General features: G+C 60.1%; 30 protein-coding genes. 22 read left to right on the forward strand and 8 right to left on the reverse strand.

Annotated features, from left to right (window positions below; genetic code table 11):
• From NKJ28_RS31745 to NKJ28_RS31760, 4 genes are all read right to left on the reverse strand, one after another.
• A partial coding sequence (locus NKJ28_RS31745) for a transposase (protein ID WP_352638434.1) occupies positions 1-228 on the reverse strand: 228 nt, incomplete at its 3' end.
• A 242-nt stretch (positions 229-470) separates the two neighbouring features.
• A complete protein-coding gene (locus NKJ28_RS31750; protein ID WP_352496237.1) occupies positions 471-650 on the reverse strand; it encodes a hypothetical protein in 180 nt (59 codons plus the stop codon).
• 92 nt (positions 651-742) lie between these two features.
• Positions 743-871 carry a hypothetical protein gene (locus tag NKJ28_RS31755; RefSeq protein WP_352638435.1) on the reverse strand — a complete coding sequence of 43 codons (129 nt, stop codon included), beginning with the start codon at positions 869-871 and terminating at the stop codon, positions 743-745.
• 32 nt (positions 872-903) lie between these two features.
• Complete coding sequence (locus tag NKJ28_RS31760; RefSeq protein ID WP_352638436.1) at positions 904-1293, reverse strand: hypothetical protein; 390 nt, start codon at positions 1291-1293, stop codon at positions 904-906.
• 611 nt (positions 1294-1904) lie between these two features.
• Here NKJ28_RS31760 and queC point away from each other — a divergent pair.
• Genes queC through queE form a run of 3 tightly spaced genes read left to right on the forward strand, consistent with a single transcriptional unit; the run spans position 1905 to position 3690 of the window.
• Positions 1905-2603 (forward strand): 7-cyano-7-deazaguanine synthase QueC, encoded by a 699-nt coding sequence (gene queC / locus NKJ28_RS31765; RefSeq protein WP_031194962.1) that lies wholly within the window; start codon positions 1905-1907, stop codon positions 2601-2603.
• Positions 2603-2959, forward strand: a complete 357-nt coding sequence (queD, locus tag NKJ28_RS31770) for a 6-carboxytetrahydropterin synthase QueD (RefSeq protein WP_023722053.1) — start codon at positions 2603-2605, stop codon at positions 2957-2959. The genes queC and queD overlap by 1 nt, the downstream gene beginning before the upstream one ends.
• Positions 2956-3690 (forward strand): 7-carboxy-7-deazaguanine synthase QueE, encoded by a 735-nt coding sequence (queE, locus tag NKJ28_RS31775; RefSeq protein WP_352638437.1) that lies wholly within the window; start codon positions 2956-2958, stop codon positions 3688-3690. Before queD ends, queE begins: the two co-directional genes overlap by 4 nt.
• Positions 3691-4249: 559 nt before the next feature.
• Here queE and hemN read toward each other — a convergent pair.
• The gene (hemN, locus tag NKJ28_RS31780; RefSeq protein WP_352638439.1) at positions 4250-5599 is read right to left on the reverse strand and encodes an oxygen-independent coproporphyrinogen III oxidase; all 1350 of its coding nucleotides are present in this window, start codon (positions 5597-5599) and stop codon (positions 4250-4252) included.
• Between the two features lie 154 nt (positions 5600-5753).
• Here hemN and NKJ28_RS31785 point away from each other — a divergent pair, with 154 nt between their 5' ends.
• The 14 genes from NKJ28_RS31785 (at position 5754) to NKJ28_RS31850 (ending at position 18108) form a co-directional block, all read left to right on the forward strand.
• Positions 5754-6500, forward strand: coding sequence for a Crp/Fnr family transcriptional regulator (locus NKJ28_RS31785; RefSeq protein ID WP_352516160.1), 747 nt, complete (start codon positions 5754-5756; stop codon positions 6498-6500).
• Positions 6501-6756: 256 nt separating this feature from the next.
• Complete coding sequence (locus NKJ28_RS31790; RefSeq protein ID WP_352496241.1) at positions 6757-7059, forward strand: hypothetical protein; 303 nt, start codon at positions 6757-6759, stop codon at positions 7057-7059.
• Between the two features lie 45 nt (positions 7060-7104).
• Positions 7105-8736 carry a cytochrome-c oxidase, cbb3-type subunit I gene (ccoN, locus tag NKJ28_RS31795; protein WP_352638440.1) on the forward strand — a complete coding sequence of 544 codons (1632 nt, stop codon included), beginning with the start codon at positions 7105-7107 and terminating at the stop codon, positions 8734-8736.
• Positions 8727-9458 (forward strand): cytochrome-c oxidase, cbb3-type subunit II, encoded by a 732-nt coding sequence (gene ccoO / locus NKJ28_RS31800; protein WP_352493086.1) that lies wholly within the window; start codon positions 8727-8729, stop codon positions 9456-9458. Before ccoN ends, ccoO begins: the two co-directional genes overlap by 10 nt.
• Positions 9459-9469: 11 nt before the next feature.
• Positions 9470-9619: a cbb3-type cytochrome c oxidase subunit 3 gene (locus NKJ28_RS31805; protein ID WP_023679629.1), complete on the forward strand. Its 150-nt coding sequence runs from the start codon at positions 9470-9472 to the stop codon at positions 9617-9619.
• Positions 9620-9621: 2 nt separating this feature from the next.
• Complete coding sequence (gene ccoP / locus NKJ28_RS31810; RefSeq protein WP_352638441.1) at positions 9622-10485, forward strand: cytochrome-c oxidase, cbb3-type subunit III; 864 nt, start codon at positions 9622-9624, stop codon at positions 10483-10485.
• Between the two features lie 130 nt (positions 10486-10615).
• Complete coding sequence (gene ccoG / locus NKJ28_RS31815; RefSeq protein ID WP_352638442.1) at positions 10616-12175, forward strand: cytochrome c oxidase accessory protein CcoG; 1560 nt, start codon at positions 10616-10618, stop codon at positions 12173-12175.
• On the forward strand, positions 12172-12669 hold the full coding sequence (locus NKJ28_RS31820; RefSeq protein ID WP_352517892.1) for a FixH family protein: 498 nt from the start codon (positions 12172-12174) through the stop codon (positions 12667-12669). Before ccoG ends, NKJ28_RS31820 begins: the two co-directional genes overlap by 4 nt.
• The gene (locus NKJ28_RS31825; RefSeq protein WP_352638444.1) at positions 12666-14951 is read left to right on the forward strand and encodes a cation-translocating P-type ATPase; all 2286 of its coding nucleotides are present in this window, start codon (positions 12666-12668) and stop codon (positions 14949-14951) included. Before NKJ28_RS31820 ends, NKJ28_RS31825 begins: the two co-directional genes overlap by 4 nt.
• Positions 14951-15103 carry a cbb3-type cytochrome oxidase assembly protein CcoS gene (gene ccoS, locus NKJ28_RS31830; RefSeq protein WP_352595335.1) on the forward strand — a complete coding sequence of 51 codons (153 nt, stop codon included), beginning with the start codon at positions 14951-14953 and terminating at the stop codon, positions 15101-15103. Before NKJ28_RS31825 ends, ccoS begins: the two co-directional genes overlap by 1 nt.
• A gap of 539 nt (positions 15104-15642) precedes the next feature.
• Complete coding sequence (locus NKJ28_RS31835; protein ID WP_352638445.1) at positions 15643-16029, forward strand: hypothetical protein; 387 nt, start codon at positions 15643-15645, stop codon at positions 16027-16029.
• A 182-nt stretch (positions 16030-16211) separates the two neighbouring features.
• Complete coding sequence (locus tag NKJ28_RS31840; RefSeq protein WP_352638446.1) at positions 16212-16607, forward strand: hypothetical protein; 396 nt, start codon at positions 16212-16214, stop codon at positions 16605-16607.
• A 17-nt stretch (positions 16608-16624) separates the two neighbouring features.
• Complete coding sequence (locus NKJ28_RS31845; RefSeq protein ID WP_352638448.1) at positions 16625-16996, forward strand: helix-turn-helix domain-containing protein; 372 nt, start codon at positions 16625-16627, stop codon at positions 16994-16996.
• An 89-nt stretch (positions 16997-17085) separates the two neighbouring features.
• Positions 17086-18108 (forward strand): hypothetical protein, encoded by a 1023-nt coding sequence (locus NKJ28_RS31850; protein WP_352638449.1) that lies wholly within the window; start codon positions 17086-17088, stop codon positions 18106-18108.
• Positions 18109-18195: 87 nt separating this feature from the next.
• Here NKJ28_RS31850 and NKJ28_RS31855 read toward each other — a convergent pair whose 3' ends face one another.
• Positions 18196-18846 (reverse strand): hypothetical protein, encoded by a 651-nt coding sequence (locus NKJ28_RS31855; RefSeq protein ID WP_352638450.1) that lies wholly within the window; start codon positions 18844-18846, stop codon positions 18196-18198.
• Positions 18843-19955, reverse strand: coding sequence for a ComEC/Rec2 family competence protein (locus tag NKJ28_RS31860; protein ID WP_352638452.1), 1113 nt, complete (start codon positions 19953-19955; stop codon positions 18843-18845). The genes NKJ28_RS31855 and NKJ28_RS31860 overlap by 4 nt, the downstream gene beginning before the upstream one ends.
• 493 nt (positions 19956-20448) lie before the next feature.
• On the opposite strand from NKJ28_RS31860, the gene ubiM reads away from it, so the two are divergent.
• A complete protein-coding gene (ubiM, locus tag NKJ28_RS31865) occupies positions 20449-21630 on the forward strand; it encodes a 5-demethoxyubiquinol-8 5-hydroxylase UbiM (RefSeq protein ID WP_352638456.1) in 1182 nt (393 codons plus the stop codon).
• Positions 21631-21933: 303 nt separating this feature from the next.
• The gene (locus NKJ28_RS31870; RefSeq protein WP_352638453.1) at positions 21934-23841 is read left to right on the forward strand and encodes a putative bifunctional diguanylate cyclase/phosphodiesterase; all 1908 of its coding nucleotides are present in this window, start codon (positions 21934-21936) and stop codon (positions 23839-23841) included.
• Positions 23842-23936: 95 nt separating this feature from the next.
• Here NKJ28_RS31870 and NKJ28_RS31875 read toward each other — a convergent pair whose 3' ends face one another.
• On the reverse strand, positions 23937-24206 hold the full coding sequence (locus NKJ28_RS31875; RefSeq protein ID WP_352453619.1) for a DNA -binding domain-containing protein: 270 nt from the start codon (positions 24204-24206) through the stop codon (positions 23937-23939).
• Positions 24207-24334: 128 nt separating this feature from the next.
• Here NKJ28_RS31875 and NKJ28_RS31880 point away from each other — a divergent pair, with 128 nt between their 5' ends.
• The 3 genes from NKJ28_RS31880 to NKJ28_RS31890 all read left to right on the forward strand — a co-directional run bounded on the left by NKJ28_RS31880 (position 24335) and on the right by NKJ28_RS31890 (position 25328).
• The gene (locus NKJ28_RS31880) at positions 24335-24586 is read left to right on the forward strand and encodes a helix-turn-helix domain-containing protein (protein ID WP_023722035.1); all 252 of its coding nucleotides are present in this window, start codon (positions 24335-24337) and stop codon (positions 24584-24586) included.
• A gap of 135 nt (positions 24587-24721) precedes the next feature.
• A complete protein-coding gene (locus NKJ28_RS31885) occupies positions 24722-24949 on the forward strand; it encodes a hypothetical protein (protein WP_352453620.1) in 228 nt (75 codons plus the stop codon).
• Positions 24950-25007: 58 nt separating this feature from the next.
• Positions 25008-25328, forward strand: a complete 321-nt coding sequence (locus NKJ28_RS31890) for a sunset domain-containing protein (protein WP_352638455.1) — start codon at positions 25008-25010, stop codon at positions 25326-25328.
• Positions 25329-25679: the final 351 nt, after the last annotated feature.

Raw genomic sequence — 25679 nt, forward strand, 5'->3', positions numbered from 1 at the left:
CTTCATGCGAAAGCCGATCATGTCCGCCAGGCTGTGGACGACCTGGTCCGGGCAGCGCGGATCGTCGATGCAACGCGCCAGACGCTCGGCCACCCGCAACCGCTTTTCCACCTCGGCCAAGGCCAGAACGCCGCTGTTGGACGACAGCATGCCGCCGTCGAAACGGGCGACGACGGACTTGCCGCCGACTGATGACAAACCGCTCAGCGGCAGCGCAAGATCGTTCATGGTGGGTGTGGTCTCCGGGAAATGGTTCGGATCGGCTTAAGCAACCAAATCCTACGTCATTTCAACGATCAGATCCCGAGCAGCCAGCCAGTATTCGACCGTCGCTGGCGCCTCCGCCCACTGAGGCCTTGTGCTTCCTCCAGCGAGTCAAGCCGATCACCATGCGTGTCGCCAGTTCTGGTGCTCACCCACGTGCCATTTGCGATCTTGTGTCGGTGAGAGCACCGCAAGCACCTCCCCTGCTAGAGGGCAAGGCGGCTTGCGTCGCCCGTGTTGTTACTATTCTTCGCTGTGGTCGGAGTTTTTTCCTTGGCTTCGGAATCGGGACATTCGGCTTTGCAAAAAAACAGGCCATCGTGGTCGATCGTCACGCCCCCGAGTTCGGCGGCACGATGGGACGACAACGGCAGCGCAAGCTCCATTTGCGCGAGGGGCTCGTCCCTTCAAATACTTGATGCATTTGCGCTTTGCGTACCTCCGAGCATGTTGCTCGATGCCAGGCGGAGACCTCTGTCTAAACGATCGCGCATCGATGCAACGCCCACGCGTAGATCGCCATCATCGCGGCGACCGCTTTGCCGCGATCGCCGCAGCCGTTTTCGAGCACGACAATCATGCCGGCGCTGTCGGCAGCGATGCGCATGCAAAAATTCACAGATGCATTCTGGCCAAATGCTAGCTGCCCAGCAAATGTCCGGCATTTCGCAAGGCCCCTAGGAAGAGACTGGCATGGCCGTTGGCATCGGTCTTGGCCTGCATCGACAGGGGCATGCTGTGCCAGTTCTCCAAGGGCGCAATGAAATGTGAGAACGTACCGTTGACGATGCAATGGTGGGTAACAAGGCCCTGTCTGTCCAACGCCAGCACGCCGATCTGGTCGCCCTGATATCGGATGGCTGCGACCCGCTGGACCCCCGCATCACCGTCGACCCGCACGTCGAAAAGCAGGATGCCGCGGCTCCTGGTGGCTACCTCGGCGGCCTTTTCAGCGAAGCTTAAGGAGAGCGAGCGGACGCTTTCGACCGCCAGCTGTAAAACCATCAAATCCAGTTCATCCACTGCCATAAGGTACCTGCACGCAACACATGGGTGATAGCAATCGACCACACCGCTTGTTCACAGATGTCGGCTCACGACCGATCATTCAGGTTGTTGCCGGACGTCCATTGACCGAGGGAGTGCTCCGGTTCGAACCGATCCTGAAGCGGAATGCGCTGGATCTACGGAACCCGAGGAGCAGGCCAGCCAAAGTTGCCGCGACAATTGATGTCGTGATCATTCCAGACATCTGCATCGGCGTCGCTGAACATCCCACTGGTAAGTCCGTTGTTTGCGGCAAGCCCATCCTTGGGCCGTCTAGTACCTGAAACCCTCGCGGTGGCGTCCCTCGAAGCTCGGGACCGCCGGGCGCTTGATCGTCGAGAACTTTGTTTACGAAGGTCCGGACCTCCTGCAGAGCTTATTCTGGTGCGCTCGCCTTTGAGCATTCCGCTGAAGCGTGATGTTTCGCTAGTCAGTGTTCCTTGCAGGCTCACCGCGAGGGCGCCTTGCACACAGCTGCACGTCAGCGCATGAAACTCGTCCCCCCTTCACTTCACAAAATGGATTTCCTGAAGTACTGGGAGCGCAGAGAAATCTCCGGTCGCAGCCTACCCGGTTAAAACAAGGACCCAAAAATGAAGACTCTCGTCGTCTGCTCCGGCGGATTGGACTCCGTTACCCTTGCTCACAAGGTGGCAGCGGAGCACGAACTCGCCGGCCTCCTATCTTTCGATTACGGCCAACGGCATAGGAAGGAATTGGGCTTCGCCGCCCTTTGCGCGGAGCGACTGAGCGTCCCGCACCGCATCATCGACATCCACGAGATCGGCGGCGGCCTTTCCGGCTCCGCGCTGACCGATAATGTGGACGTGCCCGACGGGCACTACGCCGAAGACACGATGAAGGTCACGGTGGTGCCGAACCGGAACGCCATCATGTTGGCCATTGCCTTCGGCTTCGCCGCAGCGCACGGCGCTGAGGCGGTGGCGACGGCCGTGCATGGTGGGGATCATTTCATTTATCCCGACTGCCGTCCGGCCTTCATCGACGCTTTCCAGATGATGCAGGACCACGCGCTCGACGGCTACGCGGAGATTCGCATTTATGCACCCTATGTGAATCTCACGAAGGCGGACATTGTTAGGAATGGAGCAGCATACGGCACCCCGTTTGCGCAGACCTGGTCCTGCTACAAGGGCGCCGAGCGTCACTGCGGGAGGTGCGGGACCTGCGTCGAGCGGCGCGAGGCGTTTCATCTCTCTGGGCAGCCGGACCCCACCGACTACGAGGACTCCGACTTCTGGCTCGATGCGCTGCGAAGGAGGACCGCGTAATGTTCCGCATCACCAAGGAATTCCACTTCTCAGCCTCGCATCAGCTCACCTCGTTGCCACCCGATCACCAATGCGCGCGCCTGCACGGGCATAACTACATCGTTGAAGTGGAGCTTTCAGCGAATGGACTGAACGACAACGGCTTCGTGCGCGACTATCACGATTTGGCGCCATTCAAACGCTACATCGACGAGAGCTTCGACCACCGACATCTCAACGACGTGTTGGGACATGAGCAAGTCACGGCGGAATATCTGGCCAGACATTTTTATGAATGGTGCAAGGCACGCCTGCGCGAAACCTCGGCCGTGCGGGTGAGCGAAACGCCGAAAACCTGGGCGGAATACCGGCCATGACCGATACGCATCCCGCAATCCGCGTGAGTGAGATTTTCGGGCCGACGATCCAGGGCGAGGGCGTGCTCATCGGTTTGCCGACGGTCTTCGTCAGAACCGGCGGGTGTGACTATCGCTGTTCCTGGTGCGACAGCCTGCATGCGGTGGACAATCAATTCCGCCATGAATGGGAGATGATGTCCATTGGCGCGGTGTGGCAAAACGTGCTTGCGCTTTCCGGTGGCCGCCCGCTGATGGTGTCGCTGTCAGGCGGCAATCCGGCCATCCAGCCCCTCCGCGCGCTCATCGAGCGAGGCCATGGTGAAGGTTACCGTTTTGCGCTGGAAACCCAAGGTTCGGTGGCCAGGGACTGGTTTGCCGACCTCGACGTGCTAGTCCTCAGCCCAAAGCCGCCGTCAAGCCAAATGACGACCGATTGGGCCGCTTTCGAGGCGTGCCTCCAGGCGGCACAAGGCAGGCCGCAAGTCGTGCTCAAGCTCATTGTTTTCGACGAAAGGGACTACGCCTACGCGAAAGACGCCGCTGCGAGATTTCCGCGACTTCCGATCTATCTGCAACCCGGCAATCACACGCCGCCACGCCCCGCAAATGAAGACGCGCCTGTCGACCTTGACGGAATATTGAAGCGCATGGAGTGGCTGGTTGATAGCGTGACCCGCGACAGGTGGTTCGAAGCCCGTGTGCTGCCGCAGCTGCACGTTATGCTCTGGGGTAACAAGAGAGCCGTCTAGCCTGGGCCCGCTTTTCACTGAAACTGCGCCGGCGGATATTCGGGTGGACGGGTTGTCCCACGCTTGACGGCGCTGCCGGGGTGCTTGCGGACTTTCTGCCACCGGCACCAGGAGCGTGGCCAGCCGCTTACGACTCGGAATGTTGCCGAGGCTCGGTTTCGACGGGCGTCGGCTTGGCGCGAACCAATCAAAGGTTAGCGCGAGCCACGGGTGGATAGTGTGGTGGTGCCATGCGGCGGCGCCTGCTGCAGCTGGCAGGGTCCTTGCGGATTCTTGTTGCAAGGCCGAAGGGAGCTGTCGGCCGACAACCATGATCTGGCCAGGACGATTGTCGACTGCTTCCGATACAGAAAAGAGGCCGGACTCGACGTGGCGCTTCAGGGACTGCGAAATGGAATACGGCGCCGGAAGGCACGACCGGACGATATCGTCGCTATACCAAGACGCGTCTGGTCCGCTCCGAATCCTGTCTCGACACGACGGTCGCCGATCAACAGTGAAAAATGTAGCGCAATCGGTTCACGATCGACTGAGAACCATGACCGTTCCTCTGCGGTGCTCAGACTGCCGCTGAGTGCCTGGCCGTTCCACTTTCGAAATATTTGTCGAACTTTGCCGCGATGCTCCTGACAAAGGGCCGGCTTTCCGCAGGCACGACGAAGCGGTCACCATCAAGTTCAAGCAGCCGCGCAGGACCATGAAGAGCCGTGAAACTCGCCTTGAGGAGAAGTCTTTGGCCGGCTTCGCCAAAGCGCTCCACCAGCTCAATCGCCGAGAAGGCGAAGTCACACATCAATCGCTCGATGATCCAGCCGCGAACACGGTCGTCGTCGGAAAGCGCGATACCCCGAACAGCGGCCAGCCCGCCATGAGCAACCATGCGTCCATACTCGGCGGTCGAAGGCATATTCTGTGCATAGCCCTGGCGAAACTGGCTGATGGACGATGGGCCGAGGCCGATCAATGTCTCGTAGCAGTCCTCGGTATAGCCCTGAAAGTTCCGGTGCAGTGTTCCGGCGCGGGCGGCAAGCGCGAGGGCATCGCCCGGTTTGGCGAAATGGTCGAGGCCGATTGCTTCGTATCCCTGGTCCACGATCGCCCGCGCCGCAAGTTGCGATTGGGCAAACCGCTCCGCCGGACCCGGCAACCAGGCCTTGTCGATCATCGTCTGATGTTTCTTGAACCACGGCACATGGGCGTAGCCAAAAAGCGCGATCCGATCCGGTTCCAGGGTCAGTGCCTGTGCAACCGTGGAGGCGACGCTCTCCCTGGTCTGATGCGGCAGGCCGTAGAGCAGATCGAGATTGACGGATTCGACGCCGCGCGAACGAACGCCATCAACAACCGTCTTGGTCTGCAGAAAGGTCTGCTCGCGGTTGATCGCTTTCTGCACCTTCGGGTCGAAATCCTGGACGCCGAGGCTCGCCCTTGTCATGCCGATTTCGGCAAGTGCATCGAGGCGGACATCGTCCATATCGTTGGGTTCGATCTCAACGCTGATCTTTGCACCGGGGAGAAACGTGAAGCTGTTGCGCAGGACGGTTCCCAGCGCCACGATATCTTCCGGTTTGAGCATCGTCGGCGAACCGCCGCCGAAATGAACCGCGCGAACTCGGCCCTTGCCGGTGACAAGACTGGAGACGGTGGCGATCTCGGCATGCAGTGAACGGAGATATGTGGTCACTGGTTCGTAGTGGCGCGTCTGTTTGGTATGGCACGCGCAGAACCAGCAGAGCCTGTCGCAATAGGGAATATGCAGGTAAAGCGATATCTCGTCACCACCTTCGAGCGCCTCCAACCAGCCTCGGTAAACGACGGCATCGACCCCCGCATGGAAATGCGGCGCGGTCGGATAACTGGTATAGCGCGGGACGTTCTCGCCAAGTCTGGCAGCTAGCTCCAGTCGCATGTCGTGGTCCACCGTGTTTGCGTCGCCGGAACTGTGGATGCTTGGATGAGCCTAAGCCCTGATTTCGATCAGCGTTCAGCACGGACAAACTGCCGCAAGGATTTTTCTACCGTCGATTGCTATCCTGCCCGCACTGGACCGGTAGAGCGATCGAATGACATTACGGCAGGACACTCACAGTTCCGGCATTCCCGTTCTTTGCCTGTCTTGCGAGGCACGGCACCGCGGTGTCTGTGGTGCGCTCGAACCAGACCATTTGGCTCAGCTCGCCAAGACGTCGTCGCGGCACAATATCGAGCCGGGGGTCGAACTGATCGGCGACGCCGAGGCGGTCGACTGTTATTCAAACGTGCTTTCAGGCGTGGTGAAGCTGACGAAGAGCCTTTCGGACGGCCGCCAGCAGATCGTCGGTCTCCAGTTCGCGCCGGATTTTCTGGGACGGCCCTTCAAGATGAAAAGCGCGATCAATGCGGAAGCGGCAACAGCTGTCTCGCTATGCTCGTTTCCGAGAGCGGCCATCGAACGGTTGATGAAGGAATCACCGGAATTTGTGCATCGCCTGTTCAAGCAGGCGCTGAACGAACTCGACGAGGCACGCGAATGGATGGTGACTCTGGGGCGCAAGACCGCACCGGAGAAGGTGGCGAGCTTTCTCCTCATGATCGCCCGGAACATCGATTCCAGTGTTGACCCGGCGGCTAGGTCGGCGTGCTTCGAGCTGCCGATGACGCGTGCCGACATCTCTGATTTCCTTGGAATTACAAACGAGACCGTGAGCCGTCAGCTGACCAGCCTGAGAATGGACGGCGTGATTCGGATCGAGAACAACCGCCGTGTCACCGTGGACAGCATGAGCCGGCTGGAACGGCGCTGCGGCGGCCGAGGCGCAACCGCCGTTTGAATGACACCGAAACTGCATGGCCTACGTCACTTATTTCGTTCGGGGCAGGGCATGCTCGCGTTGGGCTTAGAAGAAGCCGCATAGCGACAGCCCGCTCTCCATCCGATCGCCTGAGCCAGGTGTGTTTCGGCCAACTCGTCGGCGAAGCATCCATCCTCGAGGTGCTCGACGTGCAACCGGCTGTTCCAGGCAGGATTGCACTCGGCCGAAGTCAATACGCCTCATACGCAGGGGAAAATCGCCGTCTCCCCGAACCATGAATGTCACGAAGGCAGCGCAACGCTGGCGCTGGATGTCCCAAGGCATTGAAACGATCGACGTTCGGCAAGGCATCGGCCTACTTTCCAGCGTCACAGAAGGCGCGCTTCCCCACACGCCCGCGATCGCCTCCATACCCGGCCCGACCGGGGACGCGGGGCCTGTCCGTAAGCGTGGCGGCCGGTGCTGCGCTTCCACATTCGATCGCCACAGTCTGATCGCACCGAACTCGATGCTGCTCGAAGCAAAATCGTGCGGCTCTGACATGGATCAGGGCGAGCAGGCCACGGCTGCGCAATAAGGCACTGCGGTTGGCGCCCGCCGGAATTGGAAATCGGGGCTTGCGATGAAATTCGGCACAGAGATCGTCCTTCTAAGCCTGTTTGCGTTTGCGGCCCTGGTGGCTGCCGGCTTCGGCGTAGATGAACCTTTTCGCCGGCATATGTGGGTTTTGTTCTTCGCCGTGGCTGGCTTCACTGCGATTCTGTTGCGCAACACGGAGTTCAAGCCGGCAGTTCCGATCGACCCATCCGCCTACATGGATGGGCCAATCCGCTATGGCGCCATCGCCACCATGTTCTGGGGTGTCGTTGGTATGCTGGTCGGCGTCGTCATTGCGCTGCAGCTTGCCTATCCCGACCTCAACATCCAGCCCTGGTTCAATTTCGGCCGTTTACGGCCATTACATACGTCGGGCGTCGTCTTCGCCTTCGGCGGCAATGCGCTGCTCTGCACGTCCCTGTATGTCGTCCAGCGCACCTGCCGCGCCCGGCTGTTCGGCGGCGATCTCGGCTGGTTCGTGTTTTGGGGCTACCAGCTCTTCATCGTCATGGCCGCGACCGGCTACCTGCTCGGCATCACCGAGAGCCGCGAATACGCCGAGCCCGAATGGTATGTGGACATCTGGCTGACCATCGTCTGGGTCGCCTATCTCATCCTGTTCCTCGGCACGATCCTGAAGCGCAAGGAGCCGCACATCTACGTCGCCAACTGGTTTTACCTCTCCTTCATCGTCACCATCGCGATGCTGCATGTGATCAACAACCTGTCGATGCCGGCTTCTTTCCTCGGCTCCAAGAGTTACTCCGCCTTTTCCGGCGTCCAGGACGCGTTGACGCAATGGTGGTACGGCCACAATGCCGTCGGCTTCTTCCTGACCGCCGGCTTCCTCGGCATGATGTATTATTTCGTGCCCAAGCAAGCGAACAGGCCGGTCTATTCCTACCGTCTGTCGATCATCCACTTCTGGGCGATCATCTTCCTCTACATCTGGGCCGGTCCGCATCACCTGCACTACACCGCCCTGCCCGATTGGGCGCAGACGCTCGGCATGGTGTTTTCGATCATGCTGTGGATGCCGTCATGGGGCGGCATGATCAACGGCCTGATGACGCTGTCGGGCGCCTGGGACAAGCTACGCACCGATCCGATTATCCGTATGATGGTGATGGCCATCGCCTTCTACGGGATGTCGACCTTCGAAGGCCCGATGATGTCAATCAAGGCCGTCAATTCGCTCTCGCACTACACCGACTGGACCATCGGTCACGTCCATTCGGGCGCGCTCGGATGGGTTGGCATGATCTCGTTCGGCGCGATTTATTTCATGGTCCCGAAGTTATGGAATCGCGACCGGCTTTATTCGCTGCGGCTCGTCAACTGGCACTTCTGGCTGGCGACGCTTGGGATCGTCGTTTACGCCGCGGTGATGTGGGTCTCCGGCGTCATGCAGGGCCTGATGTGGCGCGAATACAACGAGCAGGGCTTCCTGGTCTACTCCTTCGCCGAAACCGTCGCCGCCATGCATCCCTACTACATCATGCGTGCCATCGGCGGCGCGATGTATCTGTCGGGCGCCCTCATCATGGCCTGGAACATCGCCATGACCATCCTCGGCTACCAGCGCGAGGAGGATCCGATGCCGCGCTCCATCCCCGCCCTCCAGCCTGTGCGATCAGGAGCCAGAAAATGGGCCTGATGGACAGACACGCGGTCATCGAGAAGAACGCCACACTTCTTCTCCTCGGGTCCCTGCTGGTCGTAACAATCGGCGGTATCGTCGAGATCGCGCCGCTCTTCTATCTCGACAACACCATCGAGAAGGTGGAAGGCATGCGGCCCTATTCGCCGCTCGAGCTCGCCGGGCGCAACATCTATGTGCGTGAGGGCTGTTACCTCTGCCACAGCCAGATGATAAGGCCGTTCCGCGACGAGGTCGAGCGCTACGGCCACTATAGCCTGGCGGCCGAGTCGATGTACGACCACCCGTTCCAGTGGGGCTCGAAGCGCACCGGGCCGGATCTCGCCCGGGTCGGCGACCGCTACTCGAACGGATGGCACGTCCAGCATCTCACCGAGCCGCGTTCGGTGGTGCCGGAATCGATCATGCCGAGCTACGCGTTCCTGAAGGACATGCCGATCGAGGTGAAGGATTTCTCGACGCATCTGATCGCCAACAGCCGTGTCGGTGTGCCCTATTCAGACGACATGATCGCTCATGCCAATGCCGATCTCATGGCGCAGGCCGATGCGAATGCCGACACATCGGGCCTGGAGAGACGCTATCCGAAAGCCAAGGTTGGGGACTTCGACGGCGATCCGCAGCAGGTCACCGAAATGGATGCGCTGGTCGCCTATTTGCAGATGCTCGGCACGCTGGTCGATTTCAGGACCTATGACGAAGCCGCCGGTTACCGCTGAGGAGAATGGCGATGACCTACAATTTCATGCGGGAGTTTGCCGACAGCTGGGGCCTGCTTGCCATGGCGCTTTTCTTCCTCGGATGCGTTGCCTTTGCACTTCGTCCCGGCAGCCGCAGGCAAGCCGAGAGAGCCGCTCACATTCCTCTCAAGGACGACTGATCATGGGCAGCGAGCATATCGACGAGGTTTCGGGTATCTCGACGACCGGCCATGAGTGGGACGGCATCAAGGAACTCAACAACCCGCTTCCCCGCTGGTGGGTCATCACCTTCTACATCACCATTGCCTGGGCGATCGGCTACACCGTCGTCTATCCGGCATGGCCGATGCTGACTTCCGCGACCAGGGGTGTGCTGGGGTATTCGAGCCGCAGAGACGTCAAGAATGAACTGGCCGCGGCCGAAGTGGCCAAGGGTAAATTTGTCGCTGCCATTCAGGCGAAGACCGTCTCCGAGATTACTGCCGACGATACCCTACGCGAATTCGCCGTCGCCGCAGGTGGCGCCGCGTTCAAGGTCAATTGCGTGCAGTGCCATGGCTCGGGCGCTCAAGGGTCCAAGGGTTTTCCCAACCTAAACGACGACGATTGGCTGTGGGGTGGCAACGCCGAACAGATCCAGCAGACGATTGCGCACGGCATCCGCTTCGCATTAGACCCGGATACGCGCCTGTCGGAAATGCCTGCTTTTGGCGACATCATCACGACGGATCAGATCAAGCAGGTCGGCGCCTATGTCGCAAGCCTCTCCGATCCTGTTCAGGACACAAGCCTGATCGAACTCGGCGCCAATGTTTTCGCCGAGAATTGTGCGGCCTGTCATGGTGAGAATGCAAAGGGCAACAGGGAGCTCGGCGCACCCGACCTGACCGACGCGATCTGGCTATACGGGTCTGGCGAAACAGCCATCGCCGCGCAGGTCCGCGCGCCGAAGCACGGCGTCATGCCGGCCTGGATCGGGCGTCTCGGCGAGATCAAGGCCAAGGAACTCGCGGTCTATGTCCATTCGCTTGGTGGCGGAGAATAGGTACGCAGCCTATTCTCGTCCTCCCCCCACCGCCAAGCGACGAGGCCCGGCGCGAGCCGGGCCTCGGCATCATCCAGAAACCGATGGGTCGGGCTTCCGGCGAAATCGTCGCTGGTGACTGGAGCTTCTCGTGCTCGATAACACGCAAATAGAACGGCTCGAAGCCGATGCGGTCAACTCCGCCAAGACCCGTCAGCCACTCTATGCCTCACGCAAGAAGATCTTCCCGAACCGGGCCTCTGGCAGTTTCCGCCGCTTCAAGTGGTCGGTGATGGCAATCACGCTGGGGATCTACTACCTGACCCCCTGGCTGCGGTGGGATCGCGGGCCATTTGCCCCGGACCAGGCCGTGCTGGTCGATCTTGCCAACCGCCGCTTCTATTTCTTCTTCATCGAGATCTGGCCGCAGGAATTCTATTATGTGGCCGGCCTGCTGGTCATGGCCGGTATCGGCCTTTTCCTGATCACATCCACCGTCGGCCGGGCCTGGTGCGGCTATACGTGCCCCCAGACCGTGTGGGTCGATCTGTTTCTGGTCGTCGAGCGAGCCATCGAGGGCGACCGCAACGCGCGCATGAAGCTCGATGCCGGGCCCTGGACTGCGCGCAAACTCGTGCTGCGAACATCGAAACACGCCATTTGGCTGGTCATAGGGGTGCTGACCGGCGGCGCCTGGATCTTCTATTTCGCCGATGCGCCGACGCTGCTTGGGGAACTCTTCACCGGCACCGCGGCCCCCGTCGCCTACATCACCGTGCCCGTGCTGACGGCGACGACCTATACGTTCGGCGGGCTGATGCGCGAGCAGGTCTGCACCTACATGTGCCCATGGCCGCGCATCCAGGCGGCCATGCTCGACGAGAATTCCCTCACCGTCACCTATAATGACTGGCGCGGCGAACCGCGCTCGCGTCACGCCAAGAGGGTCCTTGCCGCCGGGCAGCCCGTCGGCGATTGCGTCGACTGCAATGCCTGTGTCGCGGTGTGCCCGATGGGGATCGACATTCGTGATGGCCAGCAGCTTGAATGCATCACCTGCGCGCTCTGCATCGATACCTGTGACGGTATCATGGACAAGCTCGGCAGGGAGCGCGGACTGATTTCCTATGCGACGCTGGCCGACTACAACGCCAATATGAGGCTGGCGACCCCGGGCGGCTCCGGTTCAGTCAACCCGTCACCGGTCAGGAGCGCTGACGGCCTGTTCTCCGACAAGGTGGCCCGTTTCCATATCCGCAAGATCTTTCGCCCGCGCACCTTCATCTACATGGGCGCCTGGTCGGCGGTCGGTCTCGCGCTGCTCTATTCGCTGCTGACCCGCGAACGGCTCGAATTGAATGTCCTGCACGATCGCAACCCGCAGTTCGTGACGCTGTCCGACGGTTCGATCCGCAACGGCTACACCGTCAAGCTGCTCAACATGATCCCCGAACCAAGAACGATCATTGTCACGATGCAGGGCCTGCATGGAGCCGAAATGAGCGTTGTCGGTATCGACCTGGCGGCGGATCGCTCCTTCGCCATCCCGGTCGAACCCGACCGGCTCAAGATGCTCAAGGTTTTCGTGCGTCAGCCGGCAGATCAGGTTCGGGGTGCAGCGCAAAGCTTCAAGTTCCGGGTCGAAAACAAGGCAACGTTCGAGTCGGACGAATACACGGCCACTTTCAACGCACCGGAGATCGCCAGATGAGCGACACCTCGCGACAATCCCGCGAATTCACCGGCAGGCATATGCTGTTCACCATCCTTGGCTTCTTCGGCGTGGTCATAGCGGTCAATCTGACGATGGCGACGCTCGCCAACACGAGCTGGACCGGCCTTGTCGTCGAAAACACCTATGTGGCGAGCCAGCAGTTCAACAAGAAGGCCGAGGAGGGGCGAGCTCAGGCAGCCCTCGGCTGGACTGGCAAACTGACCATCGCAGGCGGTGAGGTCCGCTACAGCCTCACCGATGCTGTCGGCAAGCCGGTTGCCTTGCATGGCGTCAAGGTGCTGTTTCGTCATCCCGCCTACGAGGCCGAGGACAAATCCGTCACTCTTGCCGCTGCCTCCGGTCAGATATTCGCCGCGCACCACATGCCCACGGATGGCGTCTGGATCGTCGAAATCGACGCCGATGCGAGCCTTGCGGAACCCTATCGCGACGTTCGCCGGATCATGATTTCCCACGGGGCGCTGCAATGAGCTGCTGCGCGCCAGGCGCCGAAATGGCATTGGACCTGGAAAAGGTCACACTGGTCCTGCCTTCTGGCCAGGAAATGAGACTGGCGAGCCGCTCGATTGGCGAAAATCTTCGCCAGACCGACCTTTCGGTGCCGGCTGTGCATTGTGCCGCCTGCATCCAGACGATCGAGACGGCGATCGGGAAGCTGGATCGCGTCGAAGGCGCTCGTGTCAATCTTTCAACGAAACGTGTTTCGGTCCGGTGGCGCGGCGACGAGGTTCCGCCATTCGTCGCCACACTTGGACGGCTGGGCTATGGCGCGCACCTGTTCGATCCCGAGGCTGACGGGAAGGACAGGACGCTCTCGGAACTGATCCGCGCCGTCGCGGTCGCCGGCTTTGCGGCGGGCAACATCATGCTGCTATCAGTCTCCGTCTGGTCCGGCGCGCAAGGCGCGACCCGCGACCTGTTCCATTGGGTCTCGGCCTTGATTGCCATTCCTGCGCTCGCTTTCGCCGGCGGCATCTATTTTCGCTCGGCCTGGAATGCGCTGCGCCACAGCCGCATGAACATGGACGTGCCGATCGCGGTCGGGGTATCGCTCGCTTACGCCATGAGCCTCTACGAGACGATCAACCATGGCGACCATGCTTATTTCGACGCGTCGGTGTCGCTGCTGTTCTTTCTGCTGATCGGCCGCACGCTGGATCACGTGATGCGGGAACGGGCGCGGACGGCCGTGAACGGACTGGCTCGGCTGGCGGCGCGCGGCGCCATGGTGCTGCGCGAGGATGGTTCGCGCGACTACTTGCCGGTTGGCGAGATCGAACCAGGAATGGAGCTCTTGATTGCGGCTGGCGAGAGGGTGCCCATCGACGGCAGGATCATTGGCGGGGCATCGGATCTCGACTGTTCCCTGGTTTCCGGGGAAAGCACGCCCAGAACGGTGGGCCCGGGGGCGCAGGTCCAGGCCGGTACACTCAATCTCACCGGTCCGCTGACCATCGAGGCGACGGCCGCCGCGAAGGATTCCTTCCTGGCCGAAATGGTTCGGCTGATGGAAGCGGCAGAGGGCGGCCGCGCCCGCCATCGCAGGATCGCCGATCGCGTCTCCGCGTTCTACGCCCCGGTGGTCCACCTCACCGCCTTTGTGACGTTCCTCGGCTGGATGGCGGCGACCGGCGACTGGCACCGGGCAATAACAATCGCGATCGCCGTTTTGATCATCACATGCCCGTGCGCGCTCGGTCTCGCCGTGCCGATCGTGCAGGTGGTCGCTGCGCGGCGGCTGTTTGAAAGCGGCGTCATGGTCAGGGACGGCTCCGCCATGGAGCGCCTGGCCGGGATCGACACGGCATTGTTCGACAAAACCGGCACGCTTACGCTCGGACTGGCTAGGCTGATCAATCCGCCGTCCATCGATCCGACGATGCTCGCCATGGCGGCCGAGATGGCAGCGCATTCCCGCCATCCCTTTTCGAAGGCAATCGCTGGCAACGCAGCCTTTGCCGGCCAGGCGAAACTCGCGTCCGTCAGCGAGCATCCGGGCTTCGGCATCGAAGCCATCGCCGAGGGCACTACCTGGCGGCTGGGTCGCCGCGGATGGGCTGAGTGGAAAGCCCGGACCGGCGGCGAAGGCAAACAAGGCTATGGCGCAACCGTTCTGACGAAGGATGGGGTCATTGTCGCGACTTTCGATTTCGAGGATGAGCTACGTGCCGATGCCAAGGCGGCTATCGAGCAACTGAACGGCGCCGGCGTGTCGGTGGAGATGCTGTCGGGCGACACAGAAGCTGCCTGCGGCGAGGTCGCGGAAGCACTGGGCGTCGAGCGCTTCGTTCCCGCGTTGCTTCCCTCCGGAAAGGTCGAACAGATCGAAGCATTGACCCGAACTGGCCACAAGGTTCTGATGGTCGGCGATGGGCTCAACGACACGCCTGCATTGGGCGCCGCACACGTTTCGATCGCTCCGGCCACGGCGGCGGATATCGGGCGCAACGCCGCGGATTTCGTGTTCCTGCGTAAAAGTCTTCTGGCGGTCCCACTTGCTTTAGACATTTCGCGGAAGGCTGGACGGCTGATCCGGCAGAACATCGCCATCGCGATCGTTTACAATGGCATCGCCGTGCCGGTCGCCATTCTGGGGCACGTTACGCCCCTGATCGCGGCGGTCGCGATGTCCGCCTCGTCCCTCCTGGTCATCGGCAATGCGCTACGCCTGCAAGGTTTCGTGTCAAATGCATCGGTGCAAGATGCCCGACATGACAGGCGCTCCGACATTGGCGCACTGGCACAATCCTGATGACGACGCTCGCCTACCTCGTACCTGTGGCCCTGTTCCTCGGGGCGCTTGGGCTGGCCGGGTTCCTGTGGGCCTTGAGGAGCGGCCAATATGAAGATCTCGATGGCGCCGCCGAGCGGATCCTGATCGACCGCGACGAGCCACGCACTTGACCCAGCCTGCCCTGCGAGGACTCGCTCGAATATTTTCCCCGGTTGCTTCGCCTCATGCCGATTTCGGCGCGCGACGGGTGCGAACGGATCAGCCAGAATACGTTGCCGAACTTTCGGCCAGGAAAGTGCTGCGTTTGTGCCGCTTCGCGCATTGCTATTTTTCCATACGTTTCCATATTATTCAATAAGTTAGCGGGCATCTCTCCATTGGCCTCCACAGGTCTACGCGGGGCGATATTAGGCGAATATTAGACGAGTCGCGGGGGAAGTGATGCTAAGAACGCTTGAAGAGTCGCCGGTCACGACTAAGGCCGCGCGTGCGAAATTGGCCTCCGGAACTCATTGGCGATCAATCGACCCGACCGTGCACCTGGGCTACCGCGTCGCGCCGCAGAAGACTGGTCGAGGCAAAACGTATCGAGGCCGTCTCAAAGGCCGCTGGCGACCCTGTAACCGTCCGCAGTGTCACCGAGGCTTACATACTAGAACGCGAGAAGGTTGAGCGCGCTCGCGGCGCTCGCCTTGATGCCGGCAATCGTATGCTAACGCACATTCTGTCCGACGCCGCTATTGCTCACAAAGAATTGCATTGCTTGACGGAAGCCGACCTGCAGGATTGGCGCGGCCGTTTGCCTGCCAATTTCGCCCGAGCAACCGTGCTCCGCGTTAACAACGACTTCAAAGCTGCCCTGAATGCGGGCGTCAGCAAGCACGCACGGCGGCTTCAATCCTTGAATGCCTCTCACGTCGGCGTCGTCGTCAAGAACGGCTTGGCTGCGACGGATGCGGTTTCCCCCGTTGCCCGAGATAAGATCATACGCACGGCGGACCCGCACGCCTCCGGTAGGCTCTGGCTGTCCGGCACAATTCATCTATCGGGCGACGAGCCGCGCATAGAGAGTGTCGCGAGCACGCGCCTGCACTGACTCCTTAGCATTCGGGGATTCTAGACCTCCGTTTGTATATCGCGAACTAAAAATTAGTATCGTTTGCATATCGCAAACAACATGGGAAGATATCTTCCGCCATCACCCGATAAAACGTGGACAACGCGTTTTGTACTTGATTTGCGAATGGATTTGTCGAAGTGTGAGTGAGCCGGCGAGTGATGGAAACACTCGCCGGCTCTAACCACAACCGAAGAGGACGCTTCGATATGGCTGTCACCCAAAATATAGAATTGCCCGAATTCAGCAAGTTGATCTTGGCCGCAGCCAGGCCCCCTTACGACGCCGATTGGTTCGACAAGATCTTGGTCTTGACCGGCTTTAGCACCGGCGGAACCTATCGGGCCAGAAACGGCATTTGTGTCGGGCCGCTCCGTCCGTTCCGAGACGAAAGCGACGGCGCCCACACCGACGCGGCGGGGCGTTCCGCATGGTTCATGGCCGAGGGTATAGGCGCCTATGACCGATACGGCTGCATTCTGTCCGGCGTCACGGGCGCCAGCCCGCTTGATTGCGTCTCGACCTGGGATTGCGGCTTTCTCTTAGAAGCAGCTTGAGCCAGCGGGGCTTAGAAATGTCCGGCGTTGACCCCATCCGCGATCTTCGCATCGCCGTGACCGGAGCACGCCGGGCGTTGGCGATATGCGAGAAGGCTATCGCCAGCGTCGAAGAGAAAACCGAGGCGCTGGCCTTGTCTATCGGCGAAAGCAACGAGGCTCGCGCCGTGGCATTCGCAGCCACCGGCGAGGTGCTTCTAACCGCCGATGACGTCGCCGGTGTTCTGCGCGTCAGCAAAGCCACGCTCGCCCGCTGGCGGGTCCTCGGAACCGGCCCCGGCTACGTCAAGAAACAGGGCCGGATTCTCTACCGCGCCGAGACCATTGAAAAATTCGTGACCTCCAAAGAGCGCATCAAAACGCGCGACGATGATCCTGCGCGACGATGAAAGCCAGCTAGGTTCACGGCCCACATTCGCCCAGCGATGGGCCAGGTTTCCGACGCATGGTGCTCTTCGAAATAGGAGAGCATAGATCAATGGCACTGACTCCAAATCGCGGCTACGAACTGCCCATCAAGACGGACCTGAAAACGTCCTTTGACAAGATCACGGCGGCCTTCGGCGCCATCGATACCGATGTCGCTGCGGCGTTCACCGCGCTGGCGTTGCGGGCAACCCTCGCGAGCCCGGCTTTCACCGGCGAACCCTCGGCACCAACGCAAGACCCCGGCGACAACAGCGCGCGGCTTGCCACCACGGCCTTTGTGGCAGCGGCGGTACTGTCGTTTTCGCCGTCCATCGTGAACGCTGACAGCATCGTCGGAACCATTGATGACGCCCGGCTTTCCTTTCAGGTGGCGGCGTTCATGCGCACGCTGCTTACCAACAATTCTGCCGGCGCCGCGCGGACAACGCTCGACGTCTTCTCCAAGGCCGAAGTCAACGCCGCGATTGCAGCCCTGGTCGCGGCGGCGCCCGGTACATTGGACACGCTGAACGAGCTTGCCGCCGCGCTCGGCGACGACCCGAACTTCGCCACAACAATCATGGCCCTACTCGGCGGGAAGGCGACCAAGGCGGACGGCACGCAAGCGCTGGCGCGAGCCGGCATCGAAGCGGTGCAACGGACCTGGCGCGCCACCGACTTGAAGGATGCGGCCATAGCCGCCGGTGGCGGCGCCGCAGATGCGGTGCTTGAAGACAGGAAGCTTTCGGGTGTCGCTGGCGGCAGCTTTGTTAAAGAAGTATTCCGAACACGAGCCTTGAACACAAAGGCCTATGACCCCGCTGGCATCATCACTTTGGCCGGCAACGAGTTCACGCCGTCCGTAAATTGCGGGTGCGGTGGCGCGCGCCTGCATGGGGCGTCGTTCGCCATATCACCAGGCTTTTCAATGTCACTGACGGTGTCGTCGTCGCTTCGGGCTCAAGCGCCGTGGCCGATACCAGCCCTCACCAACAAACCGATTCGGTCGGATGGGGGACAATTGTCGCCGGAAAGGCCTACCGCATCGAGCATTGGTGCGCGACCACCAGCAACACGGAGGGATTTGGCGTAGCCACCGCCTCCGGCGAGTCCGAACTCTATACCAGCGTCGAATTTTGCGGACGGGGTGAGGTAAGAGGGCCTACTACTATCCGGAAATTCAAACCGTCTTCGCTGCGTGGCGCGCCAGCACCGTTGTTACCAATCGGACGCCATAGGTTGCCGCCGAGTGGCGAACAACCAAGAACTGTAGCAGCAGAACAGCGCAATAGATAAGCGACACCCTCAGGGACTGCACCATGAAAACCGCTGCGGTCCCAAAGCCGAAAAGAAACAGGAACGAAACAGCGGCGTAGTCGCGAGTAAACAGAAACTCCCTGTGAGCATGAAGGATTGCGGTCTCTGACTCGACATCTTTGTAAAACCGATACCACAGGCGATTTTCGTCACCCGGTGTTCGGGGGAAAGTATCTCCCAAAGAGTCTTTCAGTCGAGACATATCGATGCGGGGATCTGTCGGCCCGTGCCTACTAAAGGCTCGATGTCCCGGCAATGCAAAGTGCCATCGAAGAAACACCAAGCGGGCTTTCGCCGCGGCGTTCAGAAGGCCGTTTGCGATTGATGTAACAATGAGAGCTAGCCCGACGGGAAGAAGGTTCGCGACCCCCACCAGCAGGCCCTTGATGCCGGAAACCGCTAGAGCGTCAGACTGTGCCACCCCATAAAACAAAGCAAAATTCGCGGCAATCGTAAGCCAAAGCTGCCAGCGGGTCTGATCTTTCAACGAGCGCGGCGGTCCATCTGTGCTCACGTATATTCCTCGACCTCTGTGTAGAAAGGCAGACTTTCCGCAACGTCATATCCAGCACGTGCCGGGAAACCTCCCCAATGAACCTTGCCGACGCCTTGAGTTGCAATGATATGGCCGCCACGGCGCTTAAATGCGTTTAACACGATCCGGCGGGGATGTTTTTCGTCGTCCTTAGGTGCAGAAACAAAGGCACTGAAACGTGATGCAGAAACCTCCGCCTGAATTTCTCCTAAAAGACGCGTAAGAATCGTAGGGCCGACGTTGCGTCGACTGCCGTGATGGGGGATTTGCACAAAACTAAACCTTTGAAGTGGAAGGCCCACGCTCTCCGCATAAATGGCCGCCCATCGCAATCCATTTACCCCTGTGTCCCCCGTGAGAAGCACACGGGCGTCGTTCTCAAAAGAGCCATACAGTACCACGCTCGATTCATTGCTGGCGCTGGTGATTCCCCCGTCTTGCAAACGCTCGTTGTCCCAACTCTCCGGCGTCCAACCATGCAGCGCGGCCTTTGCTGCTTCCAAGATCTTGCGCGCGAGTGACTCCTTGCCTAGCCACATCTGTGCCGCCTCAATCGCGGCCTGGTCCGGATCGGGCGTCTTTTCGAATTGCGGCAAAAGATAACTGTACGCAACGCGGCTGGGCGAGCATACGCGGAAAGGGCCGATGTCCGTGCCTTGGAATGGAAAGAAAATATTGGAGCCAGCTTCCAAAGCTAAGTCGTAGATTTCGCTGATCGTCCCGTATTCGGCCTTTACAGCGGCCTTCAACCCCTCGGCAGTCCATCGTTTATCCGAAAAAAGGTGACGGGACTCCTCGGCGAGGAGCCAAGGGATATGCATCCAGAGATTTCGCACAGGAATCTCGCTCAAAACCGTGCGCAGCCCCGAAGCATGGTCCGCATCGGAATGCGTCAACACCACATGCTCCAGAACAGGAAATGGCCCAAACTGCTTCTTGAGGTGCGCGACGATGTTGTCTCCGGTTTCGGCATGGCCACCGTCGACCAACATCAAATGATAATCGGCAGCGTCGCCGTAACGCACTACAATGGCGTCACCGGCCTTGGAGCCGGAGCCGACCGGCAGAAATTCAACCTCACAATGCATCTGGCCCCCCAAGCATTCATATAGGAGCCAATTTGGACGTTCGCCTATCTGATTCCATCAATCTCCATGTCAATCCACCGTTTTCCACAGGGCAGATATTAGACGGATATTAGACGAGTTTGCGGGAAATGCAGCTAAGTGCTTGATTTTGCTGGTACGCCAAAGGGGAATCGAACCCCTGTTACCGCCTTGAAAGGGCCGCACCGAAGGGGAAGCCCGCCATTCCATGATGACCTGACCAGACCATGGTGTGGCGATCGACCAGTCGACCGTGAACCCGCCGTTGCCGCGTTTATCGAGCCTGGTTGATCCACATCAGGGTTATCTCTTCATCGGCATGGTTTCATTGAGCATTTTTGAACGGAGAACGGATGTCTAACGGACGGTTAGGTCGCGTGGAGACGCTTGGGGAGATGAGCCGCAAACCGTGGATCGATTGCGATGCGTTCCAGTGCCCTTCGTCGCAGATAGCCGACGCAATGGCGGCACGCTGATGGCCGGCTCTGTCGATAGATTCGACGTTATTGTGGTCGGAGCCGGGCCGGTCGGACTTTCCTTCGCCGCGTCGCTTGCCCAGAGCCGACTCAAGGTGGCAGTGGTTGAACGGCAGTCGCTCGAAAGCCTGGCGAATCCGGCTTTCGACGGTCGTGAGATCGCGCTGACCCACGCATCGGTTGGAATCCTTCGCGAGCTCGGCGCCTGGGATGCCATCCCCGCTTCGGACAAATCACCGCTACAAGGCGCGCGCGTGCTCAACGGATCGAGCCCTTTCGCCCTGAGCTTCGATTCTCCCAGCGGATCTGGGGAACCACTCGGAATTCTGGTCCCAAATTGTCGGATCCGCGACGCCCTGTTCAAGCTTGTCCGCTTCCAGGATCATGCCCAGCTGCTGTGCGGCCGCTCGGTCGTCAATGCAAAAACCAGCCACAAAGAAGCAGTCATAACGCTCTCTGATGGCAGGCAATTGGCCGCTCGGCTGCTCGTTGCAGCGGATTCGCGTTTGTCCGCGACGCGCGACCTGCTCGGCATTGGCGCCGACATCAATCGGCTTGGCAACTCCATGCTGATTTGCCGGGTGAGGCACGAGCGCGCCCATCACCAGATCGCGGTCGAATGGTTCGATCACCATCAGACGATAGCGATGTTGCCGCTCATGGAAGGCGTGTCGTCGCTGCTTCTCACGTTGCGCTCAAGCGAGGCCGACAGACTGCTTGCTCTCGACGACGATTTGTTCCTCACGGAATCGACGAGCCGGTGTCGAGGACGCTTCGGAGAGATGACCTTGGCAAGCACCCGCCATGCCTATCCGCTGGTCACGACCTGGGCGCACAAGTTCTGGGCTCCGAGTGCGGCACTGATCGGCGATGCTGCCCTCGGCATGCACCCGGTGACCGCGCATGGCTTCAACATCGGCCTCAGTGGCCAGAAGCAACTCGCCGATAGAATCCTGGCGGCATGTCGCGAGCGCCGCGACATTGCTGATCCCGACATGCTCGGCAGATACGAAAGCCGGCTGCGTCTGTCGGCGGCACCGCTCTATCATGCTACGAATGCACTTGTCGCTCTCTACTCAGGCGAGCACCCGGCGGCACGGCTTGCAAGACATGCAGGGCTTCGCTTTGCCCAATATCTTCCCTTTATCCGCCATGGCATTTCGGCCATGCTCAGGCGGTGAATCGCAGGCAGCGCTGCCGCTCTGGAACGCTGTCTCGGCCCGGCTTCCTTTTGTCTCGCCGGGCGCGTTGATGCCGTTGGTAGGGCTGCTTCCATGGTGACGTTGCCGATCCTGGGATGATTCGGATCAAGGCACGCGTGCGGGCAAGAGCTCGATGGTCAGACGGCAAGGCCAAGAGGCAGACGTGCGCCCCGAAGACATGGTGAGCACACTGGTTATCCCCGCTGGATAGTTAACCCGTCCTTCAGTGGGCCTGCGTAGGCTTGTCCTCGCGAACAACGATGGGAGCAAGCTGGTCCGTCCATGGCCTCGAAGAATGAAGACACGCTGGAGGCCAAAATCCGTCAGGATCAGCTTGCCGACCTGAGGGCCGGCCTCTTCGTGTCGATGCCGATAAGCGCTATCCTGTCAGGCCTGATTTGGGCGGTGCACGCCCTTTCTGGCAGCGGCTTTGCAGCTGCAATCTGGTTCCTGGTCGTCAATGCGATAAATGCCGCCCGCCTTGCACTCGCGCGTTATCAGCTAAAGGAAACGGGGCGCCATGACGGATTAGTGGGGGTTTTGCCGCGGCTTCGCTGGTTTGGCATCCTTGCTCTTCTGGCAGGGTTTGCCTGGTCCTTCCTGGCCGTCCTGACTGTTGGATACACGACACCTCAAGCACCGCTGCATCTGGTCATTCTGGCGGGCATTTCAGCTGGTGCGGTTACATACGGCAGTTCGTATGCCGCGGCGGCGATCAACTTCATCACACCTCCGCTCCTCATCACGGTGGGTTGCCTTTTGGCGAAAGGCAATTTTGAAGACTACATTCTGGCTTTTACCGTTCTGCTCTTCATGGGCGGCTTGGTTCGAGCTTCGTTTGTTGGGCAAGCACGGTTCCGCGAAGCGAGCCGCCTGAGGCATGAGGCCGAGCGGCTTGCGGCGGAGATGAAGGCCAGTTCCAGGCAGGACCACCTGACGGCCCTTCTCAACAGGCGTGGCCTCGAAGACGCTATCGGACGGTTCGAGACCGCGGATGGCCCCTTCGTGGCAATGCTGGTTGACCTGGACGGGTTCAAATCCGTCAACGATACCTACGGTCACAGGACCGGTGATGAACTGCTTGTCAGGATCGCCCGCCGCATAGAGGAGGAAGCACCGGAAGGCTCAACGCTCGCTCGTATCGGCGGCGATGAATTCGTGCTGTTTTTTCCCTCAACGAGGGTTTCGCTTTCTGCCAATGATCTCGCCTCCAATATCATAGCAAAAATTGCCCGCCCCTATCGGGAGGTCGCGTCCGTCCGGGTCGGGGCATCAATAGGAATATACCTGGCGGAAAGCCCGGGCCTGACCGAAATGTTGTTGCGGGCGGATATCGCCCTTTACACGGCCAAGCGTCGTGGCAGGAACGAATTTTGCCTGTTCGATGCCGAACTCGACAGGGAACTGCAACGCCGCCAGTCCGTCGAACGGGACCTTCATTCGGCGATAAAGACGAGAAGCTTGCAACCTTGGTTCCAGCCGATCGTGAAACTCGACACCGAGGCCGTGGTCGGTTTTGAAGCCTTGCTGAGGTGGTCCCATCCGACTCATGGTGCCATCTCTCCACCCGAAATCATCACAGCTGCACGCGAAACCGGAATGCTTCAGCTGCTGACGCAAACCGTCTTCGCCGACTGTTGTGCTTTTATCGACGGCTTGGTGAAAGCTGACTGTCGTGATTTCCGTGTGGCGATGAATGTTTCGCCGCGCGAACTGGAAGCCGGCGATATCGACGACATGGTTTTGGATGGTCTGGCGGCAAAAGGCCTCCCTGCAACGATGTTCGAAATCGAGATTACCGAAGAATCCCCGGTGGACCCGGACAGAGTGGATGAAAAGCTCGGACGGCTTTCACATGCCGGCATTTCCATCGCGCTCGATGACTTCGGCACCGGCTTTTCTACGTTGGCATCGCTCAAGGACAGTCGGATACGCAAGGTCAAAATAGACCAGGGCTTCATTCGCGGCTTGGCCAAGTCCCGAGAGGACCGACTGCTTGTCAAATCGGTCATCGATCTCGGTAACATGCTCGGGATCGAGGTCATGGCCGAGGGCGTCGAAACAGAGGCGGATCGGCAAACCCTGCACAAGCTTGGCTGCCGAACCGCTCAAGGCTTCCTGTTCTCCAAGGCTGTGCCTCTGAGCCAAGCACTGGAAATGGCAGTCAAACAGCACGCGAACCAGTTGTGACCGCTCCCGCCGCGCCGTCTCTCGCGGCCGTGCGCTCATGAGTGACGGGTATCTGAACTTCCTTGTTTGAAGAGCATGACAATCCGTGCTGTGCGTCAGCCGGCGAACAGTTCCTTGTAGCCGGTCGTCACCATCCAGTTCGCCCGGTCGATATGGCTGCGAAGAGCCTTGCGGGCGCGGACCGGTTCAAGGGCCGGGTCGATGCCTAGAATGAGATCGGCCATCTCCTCTTCGCTGGCATTGTCGGCGCAGGCATCCAGGATCCGCAGGTAGATCGTGAAATGCTGCCTATCGTAGGCCGTCAGGTTCTCCGACCAGGGAACTTCGTCGCACAGAGTTGAGTTTCGAGTCTCATCTGTTCCCATTGATCGATTCATGCCTGTTGCGAGCCTCGGCTGTTGAGCGCTGGATGCAACGCAGCATATCCCAAAATGGGATAATCCGAAACCGGGATTAGTCGCTGATCCGGTCTTTACCCGACCGGTTCGCCTACATGCCCAAATCTCTTCGCTCGCCCCGCCACCAGCGGTTTCTGGCCCAGCTGGTTTCCCTGCGCAAGGCCAAAGGCCTGACTCAGGCGCAGGTGGCCGAGAAGCTTGATCGTCCCCAATCCTTCGTGGCCAAGTACGAGGGTGGAGAGCGGCGTCTCGATGTCATCGAGTTTCTCGACTTAACTGCGGCGCTTGACGCTGATCCGTGCGAGATTCTGTCCAGCCTGCGGGCTAACGGGCGCCTGCGCGTCTAACGGCTCGCGCCGGTGCCGTGAACCGAGCGTGCTTTTCTTCGGCAAGCTGCCATTCCGCTGCGGGTGGGTCTTTACCAAGCCATGCCGATATAGGATGATAATCCTAGGTGGGGCGATTCCTCAACGGAGATCGCAATGGCTAGGACCAAACTTTCCAAGCAGCTTTCACAGGCTGAAATCGAGCGCTTTCTCGCGGAGGCGGAACGGCTGCACCAGAGCATCGTCCAGCCGCTTCTATCACCTACCAGCAACCATTACCGGGCTCTCCAACGCACCCATGAAGCGCTGTTGAAGACGGTGAAGGATATCACCGGTAAGGATGCGCCGTTCATTCAATGGTTCGGAACAGGACCGGTGAATTAGACCAGACTTGTAGACTCCAGGCTGCAAACGTCGCATTCTCTCTTCGGGGAGAAGGGGCGTGGGCAACCATCGCTATCAAGACAATCGGTACAACCGTCGCAGGTATGGCGAGCGCCATCGTTCGAAGGACGCTCCGTTGTGGGCAAAGATCGTTGCTGGTGGAACAATCCTGGCTGGCTTTCTTGCCTTCGAAATCGGCCCTGCCGCTGTCGGCTGCAACATCAAAGCCAATATCAGCTACAACACGGGCGAGCGCATCTATCATGTTCCCGGACAGGAATATTACTGGGAGACGCGCATCAACCTGTTGAAAGGCGAGCGCTGGTTTTGTTCGGAGGAAGCCGCGCGCAAGGCTGGGTGGCGGAAGTCTCGGGTCTGAGCGTCCGTGGTAAAAGCTTGCGAAAATGCTGCATCGCACATGTTTTCGGTGCAGCATTCATTTGAAGTATTTATCGCGATCCGTTCGAAAAATCTGTCCAGCCTGCCGTCCTGGCGGGCGCCCGCGCGCCTGACTACGCGCACCAGGTGCTCGTGAACCGAGCCCGCTTTTCTTCGGCAAGCTCAGGCGGTCTCGGCCATTCGGCTTCGCCCCTTGGCGTGGGCAGCCCTTCGGGCTGAGACGGCCGCCGCCCTTGCGGGCGGCGGGGTTTGTCTGTTGGCCTTTCCCGGTGGCGCGGGGTGGGCGGCACTCCCTTCTAGGCCCGCCGCGGCAGCCCGCAACCCTTCGCGT

It is taken from the genome of Mesorhizobium sp. M0145 (assembly GCF_040322355.1).
Lineage (GTDB): Bacteria > Pseudomonadota > Alphaproteobacteria > Rhizobiales > Rhizobiaceae > Mesorhizobium.